General features: G+C 40.6%; 20 protein-coding genes. 9 read left to right on the top strand and 11 right to left on the bottom strand.

What is annotated here, in order from left to right; all coding sequences use genetic code 11:
• Positions 1-1398: 1398 nt before the first annotated feature.
• Positions 1399-2610, bottom strand: a complete 1212-nt coding sequence (locus OQX62_RS20830) for a PAS domain S-box protein (RefSeq protein ID WP_265833588.1) — start codon at positions 2608-2610, stop codon at positions 1399-1401.
• 86 nt (positions 2611-2696) lie between these two features.
• On the opposite strand from OQX62_RS20830, the gene OQX62_RS20835 reads away from it, so the two are divergent.
• Both OQX62_RS20835 and OQX62_RS20840 read left to right on the top strand, forming a co-directional pair.
• A complete protein-coding gene (locus OQX62_RS20835) occupies positions 2697-3329 on the top strand; it encodes an ABC transporter ATP-binding protein (protein ID WP_265833589.1) in 633 nt (210 codons plus the stop codon).
• Positions 3323-4405 (top strand): hypothetical protein, encoded by a 1083-nt coding sequence (locus tag OQX62_RS20840; RefSeq protein WP_265833590.1) that lies wholly within the window; start codon positions 3323-3325, stop codon positions 4403-4405. The genes OQX62_RS20835 and OQX62_RS20840 overlap by 7 nt, the downstream gene beginning before the upstream one ends.
• 2 nt (positions 4406-4407) lie before the next feature.
• Here OQX62_RS20840 and OQX62_RS20845 read toward each other — a convergent pair whose 3' ends face one another.
• Both OQX62_RS20845 and OQX62_RS20850 read right to left on the bottom strand, forming a co-directional pair.
• Positions 4408-4767 (bottom strand): CoA-binding protein, encoded by a 360-nt coding sequence (locus tag OQX62_RS20845; protein ID WP_265833591.1) that lies wholly within the window; start codon positions 4765-4767, stop codon positions 4408-4410.
• A 45-nt stretch (positions 4768-4812) separates the two neighbouring features.
• Positions 4813-6354 (bottom strand): NAD(P)/FAD-dependent oxidoreductase, encoded by a 1542-nt coding sequence (locus OQX62_RS20850; RefSeq protein WP_265833592.1) that lies wholly within the window; start codon positions 6352-6354, stop codon positions 4813-4815.
• Between the two features lie 276 nt (positions 6355-6630).
• Here OQX62_RS20850 and OQX62_RS20855 point away from each other — a divergent pair, with 276 nt between their 5' ends.
• The 5 genes from OQX62_RS20855 to OQX62_RS20875 all read left to right on the top strand — a co-directional run bounded on the left by OQX62_RS20855 (position 6631) and on the right by OQX62_RS20875 (position 9468).
• The gene (locus OQX62_RS20855; protein WP_265833593.1) at positions 6631-7212 is read left to right on the top strand and encodes a LemA family protein; all 582 of its coding nucleotides are present in this window, start codon (positions 6631-6633) and stop codon (positions 7210-7212) included.
• Positions 7213-7290: 78 nt separating this feature from the next.
• Positions 7291-7737, top strand: coding sequence for a TPM domain-containing protein (locus OQX62_RS20860; RefSeq protein ID WP_265833594.1), 447 nt, complete (start codon positions 7291-7293; stop codon positions 7735-7737).
• On the top strand, positions 7734-8513 hold the full coding sequence (locus OQX62_RS20865) for a TPM domain-containing protein (protein WP_265833595.1): 780 nt from the start codon (positions 7734-7736) through the stop codon (positions 8511-8513). The genes OQX62_RS20860 and OQX62_RS20865 overlap by 4 nt, the downstream gene beginning before the upstream one ends.
• 2 nt (positions 8514-8515) lie before the next feature.
• Positions 8516-8920: a hypothetical protein gene (locus tag OQX62_RS20870; RefSeq protein ID WP_265833596.1), complete on the top strand. Its 405-nt coding sequence runs from the start codon at positions 8516-8518 to the stop codon at positions 8918-8920.
• A complete protein-coding gene (locus OQX62_RS20875; protein ID WP_265833597.1) occupies positions 8920-9468 on the top strand; it encodes an NUDIX hydrolase in 549 nt (182 codons plus the stop codon). Before OQX62_RS20870 ends, OQX62_RS20875 begins: the two co-directional genes overlap by 1 nt.
• Before the next feature lie 6 nt (positions 9469-9474).
• On the opposite strand, the gene dnaA is transcribed toward OQX62_RS20875, so the two are convergent.
• The 3 genes from dnaA to OQX62_RS20890 form a co-directional block, all read right to left on the bottom strand.
• Positions 9475-10905: a chromosomal replication initiator protein DnaA gene (dnaA, locus tag OQX62_RS20880; RefSeq protein ID WP_265833958.1), complete on the bottom strand. Its 1431-nt coding sequence runs from the start codon at positions 10903-10905 to the stop codon at positions 9475-9477.
• Positions 10906-11111: 206 nt separating this feature from the next.
• Complete coding sequence (locus OQX62_RS20885) at positions 11112-12659, bottom strand: acyl-CoA mutase large subunit family protein (protein WP_265833598.1); 1548 nt, start codon at positions 12657-12659, stop codon at positions 11112-11114.
• Positions 12660-12662: 3 nt separating this feature from the next.
• The gene (locus tag OQX62_RS20890) at positions 12663-13193 is read right to left on the bottom strand and encodes a hypothetical protein (RefSeq protein WP_265833599.1); all 531 of its coding nucleotides are present in this window, start codon (positions 13191-13193) and stop codon (positions 12663-12665) included.
• Between the two features lie 175 nt (positions 13194-13368).
• Here OQX62_RS20890 and OQX62_RS20895 point away from each other — a divergent pair, with 175 nt between their 5' ends.
• Both OQX62_RS20895 and OQX62_RS20900 read left to right on the top strand, forming a co-directional pair.
• Positions 13369-13722: a HesB/IscA family protein gene (locus OQX62_RS20895; protein ID WP_265833600.1), complete on the top strand. Its 354-nt coding sequence runs from the start codon at positions 13369-13371 to the stop codon at positions 13720-13722.
• Between the two features lie 90 nt (positions 13723-13812).
• Positions 13813-15045, top strand: coding sequence for an ABC transporter permease (locus OQX62_RS20900; protein WP_265833601.1), 1233 nt, complete (start codon positions 13813-13815; stop codon positions 15043-15045).
• Positions 15046-15112: 67 nt separating this feature from the next.
• Here OQX62_RS20900 and rfbB read toward each other — a convergent pair whose 3' ends face one another.
• The 5 genes from rfbB to OQX62_RS20925 are packed head-to-tail and all read right to left on the bottom strand — an operon-like array spanning position 15113 to position 20096.
• Positions 15113-16165, bottom strand: a complete 1053-nt coding sequence (gene rfbB / locus OQX62_RS20905) for a dTDP-glucose 4,6-dehydratase (protein WP_265833602.1) — start codon at positions 16163-16165, stop codon at positions 15113-15115.
• Between the two features lie 35 nt (positions 16166-16200).
• On the bottom strand, positions 16201-16767 hold the full coding sequence (locus OQX62_RS20910; protein ID WP_265833603.1) for a hypothetical protein: 567 nt from the start codon (positions 16765-16767) through the stop codon (positions 16201-16203).
• The gene (gene galE / locus OQX62_RS20915) at positions 16768-17790 is read right to left on the bottom strand and encodes a UDP-glucose 4-epimerase GalE (protein WP_265833604.1); all 1023 of its coding nucleotides are present in this window, start codon (positions 17788-17790) and stop codon (positions 16768-16770) included.
• Between the two features lie 6 nt (positions 17791-17796).
• The gene (locus OQX62_RS20920; RefSeq protein ID WP_265833605.1) at positions 17797-18786 is read right to left on the bottom strand and encodes a UDP-glucuronic acid decarboxylase family protein; all 990 of its coding nucleotides are present in this window, start codon (positions 18784-18786) and stop codon (positions 17797-17799) included.
• A complete protein-coding gene (locus OQX62_RS20925) occupies positions 18786-20096 on the bottom strand; it encodes a UDP-glucose dehydrogenase family protein (protein WP_265833606.1) in 1311 nt (436 codons plus the stop codon). Before OQX62_RS20925 ends, OQX62_RS20920 begins: the two co-directional genes overlap by 1 nt.
• Positions 20097-20175 lie beyond the last annotated feature (79 nt).

Below are 20175 nucleotides of genomic sequence, written 5' to 3' on the forward strand. Positions count from 1 at the left end.
ACCCAGCACAATCGGGCTGAAAAACCTGCGATCCAGTGCAGAAAACGGCACCACCTTTTAAACCGAACGGCCCTCAGGTTAGCTGTTCAACGGAAGTTCACCCCCTAAATTTGTGATGTCATATCTATACATAAGCATATAATGGGCATCCCTCAGGTGAGTGCGGCCTCCCTAAGGTCTCGCTACGCTGATACTCCGCTCAATTCAACTAGTTGGGATGTACCGCAGTAGCACCGCACTTACACCGCACCATCACCGCACTATCTTCGAACCGACTACCTCTTAATTTTTTACCGGGGGACAATGACAATGATCTTGTCTTCTCTTTTTATGAATAAACTGCTACATAATCAACCCTTATGCTAGAATAGGACTGGGTTTCAAGCTAATTAGACCTACTTCAACTTTATATTGTCCCTGATTTAAAAGCTGGTTTAGACGGAGTTCAAAGCCCTATGCTAGCCCTTTAGGTATAGCAACCCTATAGAAACCTCTTTAAAAGGGGCTGGAACGAGGCTTCGAAAGCAAACCAAATACAGTTCATGTTAACTTGCAAATAGCCAGTGATATAGAAATAAGGTGGCAAAGTTGAGGGGCCTGACGCCAGTGATTCTTAAATATAGGTTGACAAGTGTTCATAAGAAGCTTATATAGCTAAACAACAGACAGATCAATGGTTCCTTAAAGATTCGACAGCTGTAGGGATCTGCTTATGGTTTATAGAGGAAGCTGCCCAGGTGTTGTTCGGCTATAGTACGTATCGCAAGCAACGGCGAAGAATAACGGAAGCACGGTAAAAGCACGTTTTTTCAGGAAAACGTGCTTTTACCGTGCTTCCACCTTGCTTTCAACGTGCTTGCATCCCGACCAAAAGACAGACTATTACTGACCGAAATCCAACGTATTTCAGAGACAGATACGATCCACCTCAGAACTCTATAGCTCTTGAAGAAAATCTACAATCAATACAATCACTATGAAGACAGGAGGTCAGCTTCAAGATACCAGCTATTGTTATAGGGTCCACTTCATCTTTGGGAGGGGTTAACATAGGGAGCATTATAGGGTTGAAATTGTTGTCACCCTCAAGAATCCAAACCTGTCTTATATGAAAACTCAAACCAGACACTACAAACGACAGTAATCTACGATATAAGAAGATAACACAGAAAGGAAGAAACAAGTGAATAAGAACTGAAGGATTGCGCCATAAATCAGCGTTTACTGCGCATATAGTATGCCTTTTTTATACAGACTTGTAAAATTTCAGGAAAACATACCATTTTTCCTATAGAGAAACAAATGCTTACTGTATTTGAGGATTAAATAATTATAGAAGAACTGTAGTGTGGGTATAATGTGTCAGTAATGTGGTCGGGGTAACAATACACATAATGATTAGGAGAAATTAACCTTCTGGGTATTTTGAACTTTACCGTCTACCGCCTGCTTGTTTACTTGAATAACGGCGTCATCTAGTTCCTTAGACGAATCAGATAACATTTCAATTAACTGCAAGGTCTCTTCTTTGGAATTATCCGGGTTTTTAATGAGTTCCACTAAGCCCATAATATTACATAATGGACGCCGCACCTGATGAGAATTAATCCAGGCTATTTCTTTAAGATATTCATTCTGACTGAGCAACTGCTGCTCATATTCTTTATGCTGCGTAACGTCCTGCATCGCACCAATCAGTCGCACAGGAATTTCATTCTCATTGAATATAACAAAACCCCGGTCTTCGATATACCTTAAACTACCATCTACAGAAACATAGCGGTATTCGATTGACCAGCTCTTCGTCCTGTCAGCAACCAGCTGTTTAAAAAAGTCGATTGTCTTTTGCCTGTCTTCATGATAAACTTTTGGCATCATCCAGAAATTACTTGTATTTCCATTATCTGCATAACCATAAGTTTCCTGATATCCCTGCATCCAATGCAATTCATCAGCAGTGAGATCATAATCCCAGATCACATCATTTGTAGCCTTATTCACCGTTTCATACAAATGCAGTAAATCACTAATCTTTTTTTCATCAAGAATGGCCTGGTTGATATCAGTGACCATTACCATATACGTCTCTTTGTTAAATAGCGGAACAGCATGAAAGGTAATACTCACATAAAATTTTTCGCCATTCTTCTTCTGATGCAACCATTTGCCAGATCGGCTGGTGGTATTACCAAAGGTATTTAAAAATGAAACAATGCGTTCACGTTCTTCTTCAGGCCGGATAGCTAAAGCGGTCATGGAAAGAAACTCTTCTTCGCTATAACCGTAAAGATTGGTCATAGCCTCATTAACTGCAAGAAATTTAAGCGTCTTTTTTTCCATTACATAAATAGCATATGGACTTCCCGCAAATAGCTTTTGGTAATGGATAGAAGTCATCTTGATATTCGACAGGTAAAAGTGAACACAGAAATAAGTAATATAGGCTACAGCGACTACAAGGATAATATCTTTGGATAAAAATTCATATTGCAATTCGGGCTCTTTACTTTTCATGATAACCAGTTCAATTATCCTATCCCCTACCAGCAGCAATAAAATGCCGACCACAAGGTAAAAGACGATTGATTTCACAGGTAAATGACTTCTCAAGATAATTGCGTTTTTATAAAAATAGTGATTTATATCAAAGTTTTAGGTAACAATTTCTACGATATTTCATCTAAAACTAAAAGAATTTGGCTGAACTAAAAATTGAAAACCTCATCAAAAGTTACGGTAGCTTTACTGTTCTGGCATTTGAGAGATGGGCACTGAAAGATGGCTTGTACTGGATCAAGGGAGGAAACGGAACAGGAAAAACTACGCTGTTTAAAGTAATTGCAGGACAAACTCCCTTTGATGGGGAAGTAAGTATCAACAGAATTTCTTTGCGCAGAAATCCATCACTATACCGATCATTACTTAGTTTCGCCGAAGCAGAACCGCAGTATCCCCCTTTTATCACAGGAAATGAATTGCTTGATTTCTATTGTAAAGTGAGAAAAACAACAATAAAATCTGCTGATGAATTGATCGAACAGTTTAAAATGGGCGATTTTATGAATAACAAAATCAATAGCTATTCAAGCGGAATGCTTAAAAAGTTATCCCTGATCTGTGCCTTTACCGGTAATACTGAATTTTATTTACTTGATGAACCCCTAATCACTATTGATACGGCTTCAGCACAGGTTCTTTATCAATGTATACAGCGCCGGCTTAAGGAAGGGGCCACATTTATGATATCCACCCATCAGGAGATGGAGCATACAGCCGTACAGGTGGATGGTGTTTTCGAGATTAATCAGCAGAAAATCAGCGCATGTTAAACATCTATATTAAAACTTTAGCCAGGGAGTTTTATGCACAGCATGCAGGTCTGTTTATTTTTCTGTTTTACATGATTTTTGCAGCCGTAGAACCCGGACAGATGCTCAGTTTTCATTTATCCCTTTTAATAGGGATCTCGGCTTCTCCTGTCATATTAGGCATATTTCTACTACTTTTTACAGTCTACACCCTAAAAGGTTTTCTTTTCATCAGACAGAAATTGAGTCAGGATATTTATCAATTCATCTACATCAGTAATGCCGCAGCACGAAAAACACAAATACTGAACTGGTTTGGTATATATGTGGTGATCTGCCTGCCTATACTGATTTATGCCTTGATGCTGTTTACCACAGCAATATTGCATGGACATTATATTACTATTCTTGCCCTCTGCCTATATCCATCGGGTCTATTTTATTTAATGGCAAGGATGACCTATCAAAGAATTAATTATCAATTTACCACTATTAAAATACCATTTAATATCAAGCTGCCCGGTATCAGTAAACCTTACTGGACGTGGCCACTTTATTATCTGTTAAAAGAACAGGTAATAATGCTGCTGATCTGCAAATTATTATCATTCGTCCTTTTCAAAAGCATCATATGGGCATTCGCCGGGGACACACCAGATGTGCGGGTCTATATGATAGCCATTCTTGCAGCGATATTATCCCACACTACATTAATAGCGACTGTACTCAGGTATGAAAAAGTAAACTTATCATTTGTAAACAGCTTGCCCCTTCCTGGCTGGAAGAGATTGGCACACACGGTAGTATTTATTGTGTTGCTGCTATTGCCAGAATTCATCTTATACAGTATTGCATCAGGCTTTAGTCCCTATATCGTCATTACAGGAATAATGTTTGGTGTATCCGGTTTGCTCCTTTTAAGGTTATCACTTTACTTCCTGGGAGATGACATGGACCGGTACCTGAAGTTTATATTCTGCTTTTTTGTGACAGCAATGACCGCGATAATTTTTAGTCAGTTTTTACTTTTCAGTTTAATGATGCTGACTTTAGTTACTGCATATCATTACTATCTTTTCAACCGAAATATGTTATAAATTTAATACTGACCAGTGGCAAGCATCACCAGCGTACATGCTTCAACTGGTTCTATACCATTTTCCTTCAGCACAGTTTCAAGTTTATCATTTTCTGTTCCGGGATTGAAAATCACTCTCTTTGGGTTTGTCTTTACGATGTAATCGAAATATTCTGATTGGAGATCGGGACCTATATATAAAGTGATCGTATGGATATCTTCATGGATCGTGCCCGGTTTTTCAATAGCCACTCCTGCCACTTCACCATTCTTAATACCTACATTAACAATTTCATGTCCTTTGGATTTCAACATTTGTGCAGCACGATAAGCATATCTTGTTGGGTTTGGCGTTGCGCCAATAATCAGGGTGTTTTTCATGATGATGTTGTTTCTAAAGAATTAACAGTAGTAACAATAAAATGTTTATTTAAAATTCAGGATCGCATTTGCACAGTTCACTCCATCTATCGCAGCAGAAACAATTCCGCCGGCATAACCAGCCCCCTCGGCGCAGGGATATAATCCCTTAACTTGTGGATGCTGAAATGTTTCTTTGTCGCGCGGAATCCGAACAGGAGAAGAACTCCTGCTCTCTACCCCAACCAGAATCGCATCATTGGTATAATAACCTTTCATTTTTTTTCCAAAAAGCGGCAATGCGTTTTTCAGGCTGTCCGCAACAAATTCTGGTAAAGCATCTTTTAGCATTACACTCTTCGTACCCGGCAGATAAGAGTTTTTAGGCAGATCAGCTGAAAGTTTTCCTTCCACAAAATCTATCATCCGTTGTGCGGGAGCAACCAGATTTCCACCGCCCATTTCAAAAGCTGTTTTCTCTATCTCTGCCTGGAACTTCATCATCCGCAGCGGATCGGTTCCCGGAACATCTTCCAGCGTTACCTGAACTACTGTGCCGGAGTTAGCAAAAGGATTATTTCTTTTGGAGGGCGACCAGCCATTGACTACAATTTCATTTTTATGGGTAGCACATGGCGCAATAATCCCACCCGGACACATGCAGAATGAAAACACACCTCGGCTGCCTACCTGTTCTACTAAACTGTAATAGGCAGGTGGTAAAAATTCACTTCTGATATCGCAATGGTATTGTGCAGCATCGATAATTGCCTGTGGATGCTCAATTCTTACACCCAGCGCAAAAGGCTTTGCTTCTACAAGAATCCCCTTATCATTTAATAATGTATAGATATCTCTTGCCGAATGTCCTGTTGCTAAAATAACGGCATCAGCATTTAATGTTTCATTTTCATTGATCACCACACCTCTGATTTGTCCGTATTCGACAGTCAGGTCAGTTACTTTCTGGTCAAACCGGACTTCACCGCCTGCGTTTAAAATAGTTTCGCGAATGGCGGTGATGATATGTGGTAATTTATTGGTACCAATATGAGGTCTTGCATCAATCAGGATATCATCAGTTGCACCATGCTGTACAAAGATCTGCAATACCTTATTGATATCGCCACGTTTATTGGAACGCGTATACAGTTTTCCGTCAGAGTAGGTTCCCGCACCGCCTTCACCATAACAATAGTTGGATTCTGTATTTACAATACCTTCTTTATTGATCATGGCCAGATCTCTCCGGCGTTGTTTCACATCTTTACCACGTTCCAGTACAATTGGCTTCATCCCGTTTTCTATACACTGTAGGGCAGCGAACAAACCTGCAGGACCAGCGCCTACAATGATAACCGCTCTTTTATCAGCCACATTCGTATATGGTATAACCTCAGCCTCTTCAGGAAGGGATTCTCCTATAAAAACTTTAACCTGCAGCCTGTAAATCACATTTCTGGAGCGGGCATCAATTGACCTCTTGAATATTTTATAACCAGTAATATTTGACGGGGCTATTTTTAGGGCAGAGGAAAGTTTATTGTTGATTTCCTGCTCATTTGCCAGATCGCCGGGTGCGATGGTAATTTCGATATCTTTTTGCATGTAAATAGTCAGGTTTTTATCCTGAATTGCTGCAAAGGTATTTATTTATTCATTAGTTCCTAAATCAGTTAACATATTCCTGAAGTGGAAAATTGGGATAAAGCTTCACCCCTAAATATTTACTGTACTGTCATTAAGACTGTTTTGTTGTTATAATCCTACGTTAAGGCGCGTTTTTATTAAATGTTGTCAGCTTTTCGCCCCGTTTTGTAACATAGGTACGGAAATTGAGTCGTAATCTGTATATTAACACGAGTTAAACAAAAACGTAAAAAAATGAAAAGAATAATATTAGGGTTTGTTGCTGCTTTATTTCTGACCAGCACCTTGAGCAGCTGCGGTTACAATACCATGGTAAAGATGGATGAAGATGTAAAATCTAAATGGAATCAGGTAGAAACACAGTATCAGCGCCGTTCTGATCTGATCCCTAATCTGGTGAGCACCGTTAAAGGCGCAGCTAAATTTGAACAAAGTACATTAACAGCTGTAGTGGAAGCGCGTGCTAAAGCTACTCAGGTTAAGGTTGATGCGGATGATCTTTCTCCTGAGAAATTAGAGAAATTCCAGGCAGCACAAGGTCAGGTGAGTCAGGCATTAGGCAAACTGATGGTATTAACTGAAAACTATCCTGAATTGAAAGCGACTGAACAGTTCAGAGACCTTTCTGTACAACTGGAAGGTACTGAAAACAGGATTGCTGTAGCACGTAAAGATTTTAACGATGCCATACAGGTATACAATACAAAAGTACGTTCATTCCCAAATAACCTGACTGCAGGTATGTTCGGTTTTAAAACCAAGACTGGTTTCAAATCTGATGCCGGTGCTGAAAATGCACCAAAAGTAGCATTTTAGTGACCAAAATAACTTTTAAGGGTAATACACGTTTTGATTTAAGACATGTATTACCCTTGTCTGTTTAATCAAATATATATGCCATTTCTTACTGAACAAGAACAAGACCTGATCACCAGCGCAATTGCTGAGGCAGAAAAGCTGACATCGGGCGAAATAAGGATCGCGGTGGAAAAACACTGCCCGGGTGAGGCACTGGACAGAGCCACTACCTACTTTACTAAACTGGGTATGGATAAAACTGCACTGCGAAACGGAGTGCTCATCTATCTGGCTTATGTGGACCACAAATTTGCAATTATCGGCGACAAAGGTATCAATAAACGGGTTGAACCAGATTTCTGGGAAACTACACAAATAGCAATGAAAGCGCATTTTGCAGGTGGAAATATAGTAAACGGTCTTGTTGCCGGGATCACCACCGCAGGTGAAAAACTGGCACTGCATTTCCCATACCAGTCCGGAGATATCAACGAATTGCCTAACGACATTATTTTTATGGACCAATCCAACAAAAAGCTATGAAGAGAATTATCTTAGCTTTATTACTGACAATAGTTTATACTACTGGTTTTGCTCAGGATTATCCTGCAAAACCTGCAACATTGGTCAACGACTACACGGGTACGCTTTCTACAGATCAGCTAGCACAGCTGGAAAGTAAACTGGTGGCTTTCGACGATTCTACGTCTACACAGATCGCTATTGCGATAGTGAAGACCGTAGGAGATTACGACATCAATGATTATACTTTAGGATTAGGCCGTGCCTGGGGCGTTGGTGGTAAAACGAAGAATAATGGAGTGATGATCGTTGTAGCACTTGGTGACCGTAAAGTGTCTATCCAAACCGGATATGGTGTAGAAGGGGCATTCCCGGATATCCTGACCAAAAGAGTGATAGATGAAGAATTCAAACCTTATTTTAAGACGGGCGATTATTACGGCGGACTGGAAGCTGGTACCACAGCAATTATTAAATATACCAAAGGGGAATATAAAAACGATGCCCCCAGGAAATCATCCAAAGGTGGTGGCGGAGGTATTGGTGGTGGTTTTATCCTGATTATTATTATTATCGTTATTATCCTCATCATCAGAAAAGGTGGTGGCGGTGGAAGAGGCGGCGGTCAGATCTTTGGTAGCAGAGGCGTTGGTGAAGCACTTTTATTTGGCGCTTTATTAGGTGGCAACAGAGGTTCCGGCAGTAGTGGCTGGGGTGGCGGCAGCAGTGGCGGCGGAGGATTCGGTGGATTCGGCGGTGGTAGTTTTGGTGGCGGTGGTAGTAGTGGAAGCTGGTAATTATGTATAAACGTGATTTAATAACAGCAGAAATACAAAAGCTCAGCCAGGCGCTGGCCCGTATACTCGGTCTGAAGGAACAAGGCAAACTTGAAGAAGCAGATCATGGTCTGGATGAAATTCTGGAAAACGACTTCGGCATACTTTATACCGACCTGCTCGCATCCGATACGGACGACTTTAATCTTTTTTTAACTGAGAAAAACTTTCCGGCTGAAAAGCTGGATATGTTTTCTCAGTTTTTATACTTAAAATTTAATGTGGCTGAAACTTCGGCCAGCAGTTTATCTGTTGCCCTGAAACTTCAGCTGATCTATGACCTGCTGGAGATGAGACACCATGTAATCAATATGATCAACCTGGGCCGGCAGAAAACAGTAAAACAATATATTAACAGTAATTCTTAATGGAGATTCTAAAATGGCAAAAGCTCTCTTCCAGGTATCTGGTAAAGGAGAAGTGGGCAACGTTGCGCGTAGATACTTGTAAATTACAAAATGGTACGGTAAAAGATGATTATTATGTGCTGGAGTACCCCGACTGGGCAAATGCCGTAGCACTGACAAAAGACAATAAAATAATTATGGTACGTCAGTACCGTCATGCAGCAGATATTATTTCACTGGAAGTACCGGGTGGCGTGATAGAGCCGGGAGAAGATCCTGTTCATGGCGTTAAAAGAGAACTTCAGGAAGAAACAGGTTATACGTTTGAAAGCTGTGAACTCGTTGCTACGCTATATCCTAATCCTGCGACCTCAAATAACCGAACTTTCACTTATCTATTAAAGGGAGGAGTAAGAACACATGAGCAACATCTTGATGAACATGAGATTCTGAATGTAGAAGAATATACAATAGATGAAGTAAAAGAATTTTTGGTGACAAATAAGATAGACCAGGCTTTGCATGTCTCTGCCCTGTTTTATGGGTTGATGAAAATCAACGCGTTTTAAAACGCGTTAAGACATCTTCAGCTTTTTCTGGATATCCTGTACATAAGTCTTGAATTTTTTGTCAGTCTCAATCAGGTCCTCCACCGTTTGGCAGGCATAAATCACCGTAGAATGGTCTCTACCGCCAAAGAATGCACCGATAGTTTTCAAAGAGGATTTGGTATGGCTTTTAGACAGGTACATAGAGATTTGTCTGGCCTGCACAATTTCACGTTTACGTGTGGGCGATTTCACCATCTCTACAGGGACTTCAAAATATTCGCATACCAGTTTTTGTATGAATTCCAGTGAGATCTCTTTAGTTGTATTTTTAATGAAATTCTTCAGCATCTGTTTGGCCAGTGAAATGTCAATATCTTTTTTGTTGAGCGTGGACTGGGCAAGTAGTGAAACCATTGCACCTTCCAGTTCGCGCACATTATTATCAATATTGTTAGCTACATATTCCACTACTTCCTCAGGAAGTTCGATTCCATCAGCGTACATTTTTTTGCGCAGGATAGCAATTCTGGTCTCCAGATCAGGAATCTGCAAATCTGCAGAAAGTCCCCATTTAAATCTGCTCAGCAATCTTTCTTCCAGTCCGGCTAAATCTTTTGGCGGTTTGTCAGAAGTCAGGATGATCTGTTTGCCCGACTGATGCAGGTGGTTGAAGATATGGAAAAAGATATCCTGTGTTTTCTCTTTGCCGGCAAAATTATGTACATCGTCCATAATGATGACATCCATTGCCTGGTAGAAATTCACAAAATCATTTATCGTATTGTTTTTTAGCGAGTCTACAAACTGCTGGCAGAACTTTTCGCAGGAAACATAAATGACCAGCTTATCAGGAGTAGTTCTTTTGATCTCATTCCCTATGGCCTGTGCAAGGTGGGTTTTACCCAAGCCTACTGTCCCATAAATCATCAGTGGATTAAATGAGGTACCTCCCGGTTTCGCCGCGACGGCATAACCGGCAGAACGTGCGAGACGGTTACAATCACCTTCAATATAATTATCAAAAGTATAATTGGAATTGAGCTGGGGATCTACATTTAGCTTTTTTAAGCCTGGTATAATAAATGGATTTTTGATATCCTTATTTATAGAAACAGGTATCGGCATAGATTGCAGTTTTGCTTCTGCCCCATTACCATTTGATGGCATGTTTGTAGTGTATGGAGAACCGGTATTAGACGACTTATCTACAATGATATTGTATTCCAGCCTGCCTTCATCTCCAAGCTGCCTTTTTACAGTCTTTCTGAGAAGCCCTACATAGTGCTCTTCCAGCCATTCATAGAAGAATAAACTTGGTACTTGTATCGTCAAAACTTTACCATCTAATTTAAGGGCAGAAATCGGTTCGAACCATGTTTTGAAACTTTGGCCCGGAATGTTATCCTTAATTATCTGGAGACAGTTATTCCATACTTCAGTACAAGTTTTTTCCATCATATTTATAATAATTGTTGGTTTTTGAGTATGGGAAAGGCATATAAAATATGTGCTACCCGACTATCGAAGATTGAAAAAATTATCAACAAAAAAAACTAATATTTCATTTATTTAGTAAGTACCTAATCCGCAGAGCCATACCCTAGTTAACCTGAATTTTTTGTGTGGATAACTATTTTTTAACATTCTTTTAATAGTCTCCGTTAATACTCCCCGAAAACATTTCTTAACACATCTGCAATTTCTCCTAAAGTCGCATAAGCCTCTACTGCTGTCAAAATATAAGGCATCAGATTTTCATTCGTTTTAGCCGCCTCAGTCAGCCTCAAGAGTGCAGCATTTACTGCTTCATTATCACGCTCTGTTTTTAAACATTTTATTTTATCAGATTGTATGGTCCTGATCGATTCATCTATCTGTAAAGTGTCAGTAATTCCCTCTTTTTCCTGGGTAAATTTATTCACACCCACAATGACCTGGCTGCCTTCTTCCACAGCTACCTGGTAAGCATAAGCTGAAGCGGCAATCTCGTTTTGCATATAGCCATTTTCAATTGCACTGACAGCACCCCCCATGATATCAATCTTGTCAATATACAACTGAGCGGCAACTTCAATTTCATTTGTCAGAGCCTCCACAAAATAAGATCCTGCGAGCGGATCTGCGGTTTCAGTTACACCACTTTCAAAAGCAATTACCTGCTGTGTGCGCAGAGCGATCTTTGCGGCAGCTTCTGTAGGCAGAGATAATGCTTCATCAAAGCCGTTGGTATGCAAGGACTGTGTCCCTCCCAGTACAGCTGCCATCGCCTGGTTGGTCACCCTTACAATATTGTTCATCGGTTGCTGCGCAGTGAGCGTAGAACCGCCCGTTTGGGTATGAAAACGTAACATCTGTGCTTTCTCATCAGTAGCGCCAAGTTCTTTCGTGATTTTAGCCCACATTCGCCGTGCTGCACGGAATTTAGCAATCTCTTCGAAGAAATTATTATGGCAGTTGAAAAAGAAGGACAGGCGCTTTGCAAATATGTTGATATCTAATCCTTTTTCCAATGCAGCATTTAAATACGCTTTCCCATTGGCGAGGGTGAAGGCCAGTTCCTGGACCGCAGTGGATCCGGCTTCACGAATATGGTAGCCGGAGATGGATATGGTATTCCATTTGGGTACTTCCTTACTACAGTATTCGAAGATATCAGTGATGAGCCGCATGGATGCTTTAGGGGGATAAATGTAGGTGCCTCTTGCTGCATATTCTTTCAGGATATCATTCTGAATAGTGCCCGATATTTTAGAGATATCTGCGCCCTGCTTTTTCGCCAGGGCAATGTACATGGCCAGTAAAACCGAAGCCGTCGCATTAATGGTCATGGAAGTCGTGATCTTTTCCAGTTCAATCCCTTCAAATAAAGTCTCCATGTCTTTCAGGGAATCAATCGCTACGCCCACCTTCCCTACTTCGCCATCAGACATTTCATGGTCGGAGTCATATCCAATCTGCGTAGGCAAATCGAACGCCACTGATAGTCCCATTGTGCCTTGTTTCAACAGATAATGGTAGCGCTGATTGGATTCTTCAGCGGTGCTGAAGCCTGCATATTGCCGCATGGTCCACAATCTGCCCCTGTACATATCTTTTTGAATTCCCCTTGTAAAAGGGAATGTTCCGGGCAGTTCATTTGTGGCTACAGCTTCAGTGTAGACTGGTTTGATCTCAATTCCTGAACTTGTGTTGAATTTTTTCTCTTCCATTTTTTAAAATAACTGATGTATATCTCTTTTAATCAGTTCCTGTGTTAAATCGTACGGATTATCTGTAATCTCTGCCATATGCTGCAATACTTTTTTACTCAGTTCTGCGCCTGATGCTTCTGCAGGTAAACCTGATGTCGCATTGTTGACCATCGCAATGGTATCATCCTTTAATTTACGGATAACATTCCAGCTTTCGCTGTTGATATACAATTGCTGCGTTACATTGTGCTGATATTCGGACCTGATTTCGGTTAAGATCAGCGATTGTAAAACGGCAGCCGAAATTCCCTGCTGGTACAGCCTCAAAAATAAGTTAGGTGGGTTTAGTCGTTCGATAAATACAATCAACCGTTCATGTGCCTGTAAACGTAAAGGAAGCAGGTGTGCACGTTCTGCATGCCTGGCCTCAAAAGATTTTAAATTGAAATATCGCTGTGTATCATTCTTCACAAAATAATAAGCTACTGCAAAAGTGATGGTACCGCCTACTGCTAAAATTGCGGCATGGGTGATAAAGTATTCTAAGTTCATCTTTTAATTTATATCTAGTCCGGCAAAAATTACCCGAACAAAAATGTACATTTTTGACTGAATAATACTCATATTTTACAGCATAATCTTTACGCTCATCTGATAATAGGCATTTAGTTATTTACAATGATTTAGCCAATATTATTTATATTTGTTATTCCTAATTAGAGATAACATGAGTAATACAGTTGAAACAGCATTTGCACCGGTTTCCTTTACTGAAACTGCTGTAAAAGAACTTTTAAAATTAAAAGACCAACAGGAAATTGCTGAAGATTTTGGTTTGCGTGTTGGCGTTGAAGGTGGTGGTTGTTCAGGAATGAGCTATTTACTGGGCTTTGACCAGAAGAAAGACGGCGATCAGGAATTTATAATTGACGGGATGAAAATCTTTATGAATAAAGCGCACCAGATGTATTTATTAGGAATGCAGGTAGACTGGCAGGATGGTTTGAATTCAAGAGGCTTTACTTTTAGTAATCCGAATGCAGACAGTACCTGCGGTTGCGGTACCAGTTTTTCGGTATAAATCACATTTTTGGTGTAACATTTAAAAAGTCCTGTTGTCTTAACAACAGGACTTTTTAAATTTATGCCCTCCCCCAATTATACCTGAAAAATGACTTATACAGAAAATGTAAGGCTTGCCCTCCAGTCTATCAAAAGTAACCGCCTGCGTACAATGCTCACAGCATTGATCATTGCCATCGGCTTATCTGCATTGGTAGGTATTTTAACAACGCTGGACGCTGTTAAAAAAAGCATGACAGAAGCCTTTTCTAGTATGGGTGCTAATTCATTTACGATCAGAAACAGGGGAACGGGAATCCGTATTGGTGGTTCAGGGGAGCGGCCTAAACCTTTTGCATCCATCCGTTATGAAGATGCTGCAGCCTTGAAAAAGCAGTTAGTTGCGCCGGCTACAGTAACGATGAGTGTGGCGGCAAGTTTTGAGGCGACAGCAAAATACAAGCTGGAAAAGACCAATCCAAATTTAGTGATCCGTGGAATAGATGAAAACGGGCTGGAAGCACAGGGTTTGGACCTTGCATCCGGAAGAAATATCAGTATTGCCGAAGCTGAACAGGGCACCAATGTATGCATTCTTGGCAGTGAAGTTGCCAGTTCATTATTCAAAAACGAATCGCCTATTGATAAAATAATCACTGCAGGAAATCATAGATTTAAGGTGATTGGTGTGCTGGTCAGCAAAGGATCGGGTATGGGGGCAAATACAGACCGATCTGTTTATATTCCTATCTACCGTGCCAAAGTGATCAATTCTAACGGAAATCCATCTTATACGCTTACGGTTATGGTGCACAACAATGAGCAAATGGAAAACGTGATTGGTGAGGCTACCGCAGAATTCCGTAATATCCGTAAGATTAAGATTAAGGACCCAAATAATTTCGAGATTACCAAAAGTGACGCAGTAGCACAGACCTTATTTGAAAACCTGGCTTTTATTGCGATTGGCGGTGTGGCTATTGGTGTAATTACCTTAATAGGTGCTTCGATAGGGCTGATGAACATCATGCTGGTATCGGTAACAGAGCGTACCCGGGAAATTGGTATCCGTAAGGCAATCGGCGCCACACCTTCGGTCATCCGGAAGCAGTTTTTGATAGAGGCAGTAGTAATTTGCCTGATGGGTGGTGCTATGGGGATTCTGTTTGGCATATTATTGGGTAATGCCATCTCCCTGATGATGGGTGGCTCATTCATCATACCATGGCTGTTTATTGTCGGCGGTTTTGGTTTGTGTGTAATGGTAGGTGTACTTTCAGGTTATTACCCTGCAAAAAAAGCGTCCAAGCTGGATCCTGTTGAGGCATTACGTTACGAATAAAGCCTGTAAATAAAGAGGGCCGGAATAAATCCCGGCCCTGCACATTCTATCTCAAGAAAATCTTGGTCTATCTTCCCTGGTATTGTTTATCGTAATATTTCTGGTAATTTCCAGAGGTTACATTTGTTAACCATTCTTCATTTTCCAGGTACCATGATACTGTTTTATCCAGTCCTTCTTCGAACTGCAGGCTAGGCACCCAGTTTAATTTCTCCTGCAATTTTGTGGAGTCAATTGCATAACGTAAATCATGGCCCGCACGGTCAGTTACAAAAGTAATCAGCTTTGCTGATTCCCCTGGTTCGCGACCCAGCTTTTCGTCCATGATCTTGCATAATAAATGGATCAGGTCTATATTCTTCCACTCATTATGTCCGCCGATATTGTATGTTTCCCCGGTTTTTGCTTCATGGAAAATCACATCAATTGCACGCGCATGATCTTCTACCCATAACCAGTCGCGGATATTTTCTCCCTTTCCATAAACAGGTACAGGAAGGTTGTTCTTGATATTATTGATCGCCAGCGGAATCAGTTTCTCAGGAAAATGGTGAGAACCATAATTATTTGAGCAGTTTGAAATCACAATATCAATTCCATAGGTATCATGATAAGCTCTAACAAAGTGATCAGATGAAGCTTTTGACGCAGAGTAAGGACTATGCGGATCATAACCGGTACTTTCAGTGAACATTCCTGTATCTCCTAAAGCACCATATACTTCATCAGTTGAAACATGATAGAAGCGTTTGGTCTCATAATCACCTTTCCAGAATTCCCTGGCAGAATTAAGTAAGTTAACAGTACCAATGACATTGGTCATCACAAATGCTGTAGGATCAGTAATTGACCTGTCTACATGCGATTCTGCCGCAAGGTGGATCACTGCATCAAAGTTCTCTGTCCTGAACAGCTCATTGATCTGCTCCGCATCTGTAATGTCAGCTTTGACGAACCTGTAATTAGGCTGTGCTTCTATATCAGTCAGATTAGCCAGGTTACCAGCATAAGTTAACTTATCCAGATTCACAATCTCATAGTCAGGATATTTATTGACAAACCTGCGTACGACGTGCGAGCCAATAAACCCTGCACCACCTGTTATTAAAATCTTCTTCATTAATATTTATTTTAACCGTTTAAACAGTTGTAGTATTATAATTCTTCCGGCAGCCCCAATTCAAGAGCAGCGTTTTCAAGCTTGTTTTCGGCAAGCTTATGTAATAGTTTATTAAATGGCGCCTTTAGATCGAACTGCAGATCTTCATGCATTTTCTCATATTTTTTGTACAATGCAAGCGTTGTTCTCACAAAATAAGCCTTAAGCCGGTCGTTATATTTAGCTAAAGGTGAAAAAACACTTTCATTATAAGCGATGGGCATACTATTCAGCAAATGCAGGCGAAGATCAATTTCGGTATTCAAATCTTTAGTTACCTTGTAATGGTGGTTCACCCTGCCATTTAACCTGCGCATCACCAGCAGCGCATCTTTCGAACTTCCTTTTCTGATTGCCCGGAGCACCGCTATGGCATCATCTATTTCTTCTGATAAAGATAAATAACGTCCTTCAAGATCAGCCTCGCCTTCCAAAAGTTTGAAATGAAGGTGCTCAGTGAGCACCTTATCTTTTGCAATCAGTCTGAGCAATAACTTGTCCTTTTCCTTTGCAGGGAGGGCTGTTATTGCAGCCTTGAGATCCTTATGATCTTTTAATAACATCTAAAATGGGTTATCTTTCAAATATTTTTCCCAGTTCCAGGCAGAGCGCATCATTTCGTTAACGTCCAGTTCTGCTTTCCAGCCCAGGCCTTCGGCCGATTTGGTTACATCACCATATACCTGTTCTACATCACCTTCACGTCTCGGACCAATAGCGTAATTCAGCTTTTCACCGGTCGACTCCTCAAAGGCTTGTATAATCTGCAATACGGATGAGCCTTTTCCTGTTCCCAGGTTAAAAACTTCATAATTGCTTTCTGCCACTGCACTTTCCATTCTTTTAATAGCAGCAACATGCGCCTTTGCTAAATCTACCACATGGATATAATCTCTTACGGCACTGCCATCGGGCGTGTTATAATCGTTACCAAAAACAGTAATCGGACCACGTTTACCTATGGCCGACTGTGTAATGAAAGGTACCAGATTTTGTGGGACACCGATTGGCAGTTCACCAATTAATGCCGAACTATGCGCCCCTACAGGATTAAAATATCGCAATGAGGTCACTTTCAGTTCAGGCGTTACCTTACAGGTATCAATAAGAATTTCTTCTGCGATCTGTTTCGTATTGCCATAGGGTGACTCCGCTTTTTTAACCGCAGCATCTTCCGTTACCGGCAAGCTATCTGGCTGACCATATACGGTGCATGAAGAAGAGAATACCAGGTTAACTTTACTTTTGAATGCATTGATCAGGTTGATCAGCGAATAAAAGTTGTTCCTGTAATATTTTAAAGGCTGCTGTACAGATTCTCCAACTGCTTTAAAAGCAGCAAAGTGAATTACACCCGTAATTTCCGGATGCTGAGCAACAAATTCAAATACCGCTTTTTCATCACAAAGATCCAGTTCAACAAACTCCGGTGCCTGACCAGTAATTGTTTCCAGTTGCGTTAATATCTTACTGCTGGAATTGGAGAAGTCATCCAGTAGAATAACTTCGTATCCTGCATTAAACAATTCAACTGCGGTATGGGAACCAATAAATCCTGTTCCCCCTGTTACCAATATTTTAGCCATGTATGATTAGCGGTTATAAGTAGTAAAATCTTTATGTTCCTTGTTGATTAGCGCATCCGCCGGTAAAGTCTTAAAATACTCGTAGGTAATTTTCAGTCCTTCAGCACGGTTTACTTTTGGCTCCCAGTTCAATAAAGCTCTTGCTTTAGTAATATCCGGTCTGCGTTGTTTCGGATCATCTACAGGTAATTCCTTATAAATTACTTTCTGTGTAGTACCGGTAAGTTTAATGATTTCCTCAGCAAACTGGCCGATAGTAATCTCATCAGGGTTACCGATATTCACTGGCTGTGCATAATCAGACAACAATAATCTGTAGATACCTTCCACTAAATCGTCTACATAACAGAAAGAACGTGTTTGTGAACCATCACCAAATACTGTTAAGTCTTCACCCCTTAAGGCCTGACCAATAAATGCAGGCAGTACACGACCATCATTTAGTCGCATTCTGGGTCCGTAGGTATTGAAGATACGTACAATACGTGTTTCAACACCATGGAAAGTATGATATGCCATCGTCATCGCTTCCTGAAAACGTTTAGCCTCATCATATACTCCTCTTGGTCCTACCGGGTTTACATTACCCCAGTATTCTTCAGGTTGCGGGTTCACGCTTGGATCTCCATATACTTCAGAAGTTGAAGCAATGATCATCCTTGCATTTTTATTTTTAGCCAGTCCCAGCAGATTATGTGTACCCAATGAGCCAACTTTTAAGGTCTGGATAGGGATTTTTAAATAATCAATCGGACTTGCAGGAGAAGCAAAATGTAAAATATAGTCCAGCTCTCCAGGTACGTAAACAAACTTGGAAACGTCGTGATGAGAAAACTCAAAATTCTCCAGGGAGAACAGGTGCTCAATATTTTGTAAATCTCCGGTAATCAGATTATCCATGGCAATAACATGGTAATCTTCCTTAATAAATCTGTCGCATAAATGCGAACCTAAAAATCCGGCAGCACCGGTGATTAATACTCTTTTACGCCCCATTATTCTACTAATTTACGACCTATACTGTTATAATAATATCCTAAATCAATCATTTTCTGCAGGTTGTATAGGTTACGTCCATCAAAAATTACTTTATTGACCAGTTTTTCTTCCATTTTATCGAAGTCAGGATTACGGAATACAGACCACTCTGTCGCAATCAGTAAAGCATCTGCACCAGTCAGTGCCTCATACTGATCCTCAGCATATTTCACTTTATCCCCAATCAGACGTTTCACATTCGGCATTCCTTCAGGGTCAAAAACCGTAACGGTAGCACCTTGTTTAACCAGTTCATCAATAATATACAAAGCCGGAGCTTCACGGATATCATCAGTTTCAGGTTTAAAAGCCAGTCCCCATAAAGCGAAGTGTTTACCTGTTAAATCACCTTTGTAATATTTTGCCACTTTATCAACGATAACTACTTTCTGTTTCTCATTGATCTGCATTACTGCTGTTAAGATCTGAAAGTCGTAGTTATGCTCTTCAGCAGATTTTGCCAGTGCCTGAACATCTTTAGGGAAACATGAACCACCGTAACCGATACCAGGGAAAAGGAAACGTCTTCCTATCCTTTCGTCAGAACCAATACCTTTACGTACCGAATCTACGTCAGCTCCAACAATCTCACAAAGATTAGCGATCTCGTTCATAAACGTGATCTTGGTTGCTAAAAATGAGTTTGCCGCATATTTTGTTAATTCAGATGATTTCTCATCCATAAATAAAATCGGGTTTCCCTGACGAACATATGGTCCGTACAGTTCTGCCATCAGTTTTTGTGCACGCTCACTGCGTGTACCAATCACCACGCGATCAGGCTTCATGAAATCTTCTACAGCAACACCTTCACGTAAAAATTCAGGATTGGAAACCACATCGATTTCTATATCTGTATTTTCTGTAAATACTGCCTGAACTTTATCCGCGGTACCTACCGGAACGGTAGATTTGTTCACGATTACTTTATATTCTGTAACCAGTTTGGAAATATCTTTTGCAGCACCAAGGATATAAGATAAATCTGCTGCTCCATCCCCACCCGGAGGAGTTGGTAAAGCCATAAAGATGATCTGTGCATCTTTAACCGCTGAAGCAAGATCTGTAGTAAATGTCAGCCTTTTCTGTACAATGTTTCTTAAGAACAAAACATCAAGTCCTGGTTCATAAATAGGTATTACCCCATTTTGCATTTTTAATACTTTGGCCTCGTCAATGTCCACACAGATCACTGTGTTTCCTGTTTCTGCAAGGCAAGTTCCTGTTACAAGTCCGACATAGCCTGTCCCGATTACCGCAATTTTCATATGATATATTTTTTTTAGGTATTCACGCTCTAACCTATACGCTTATCCATTTAATCATCGCCTGATGGTCATGAACTAA

Source organism: Pedobacter sp. MR2016-24, assembly GCF_026239655.1.
Classification (GTDB): Bacteria; Bacteroidota; Bacteroidia; order Sphingobacteriales; family Sphingobacteriaceae; genus Pedobacter.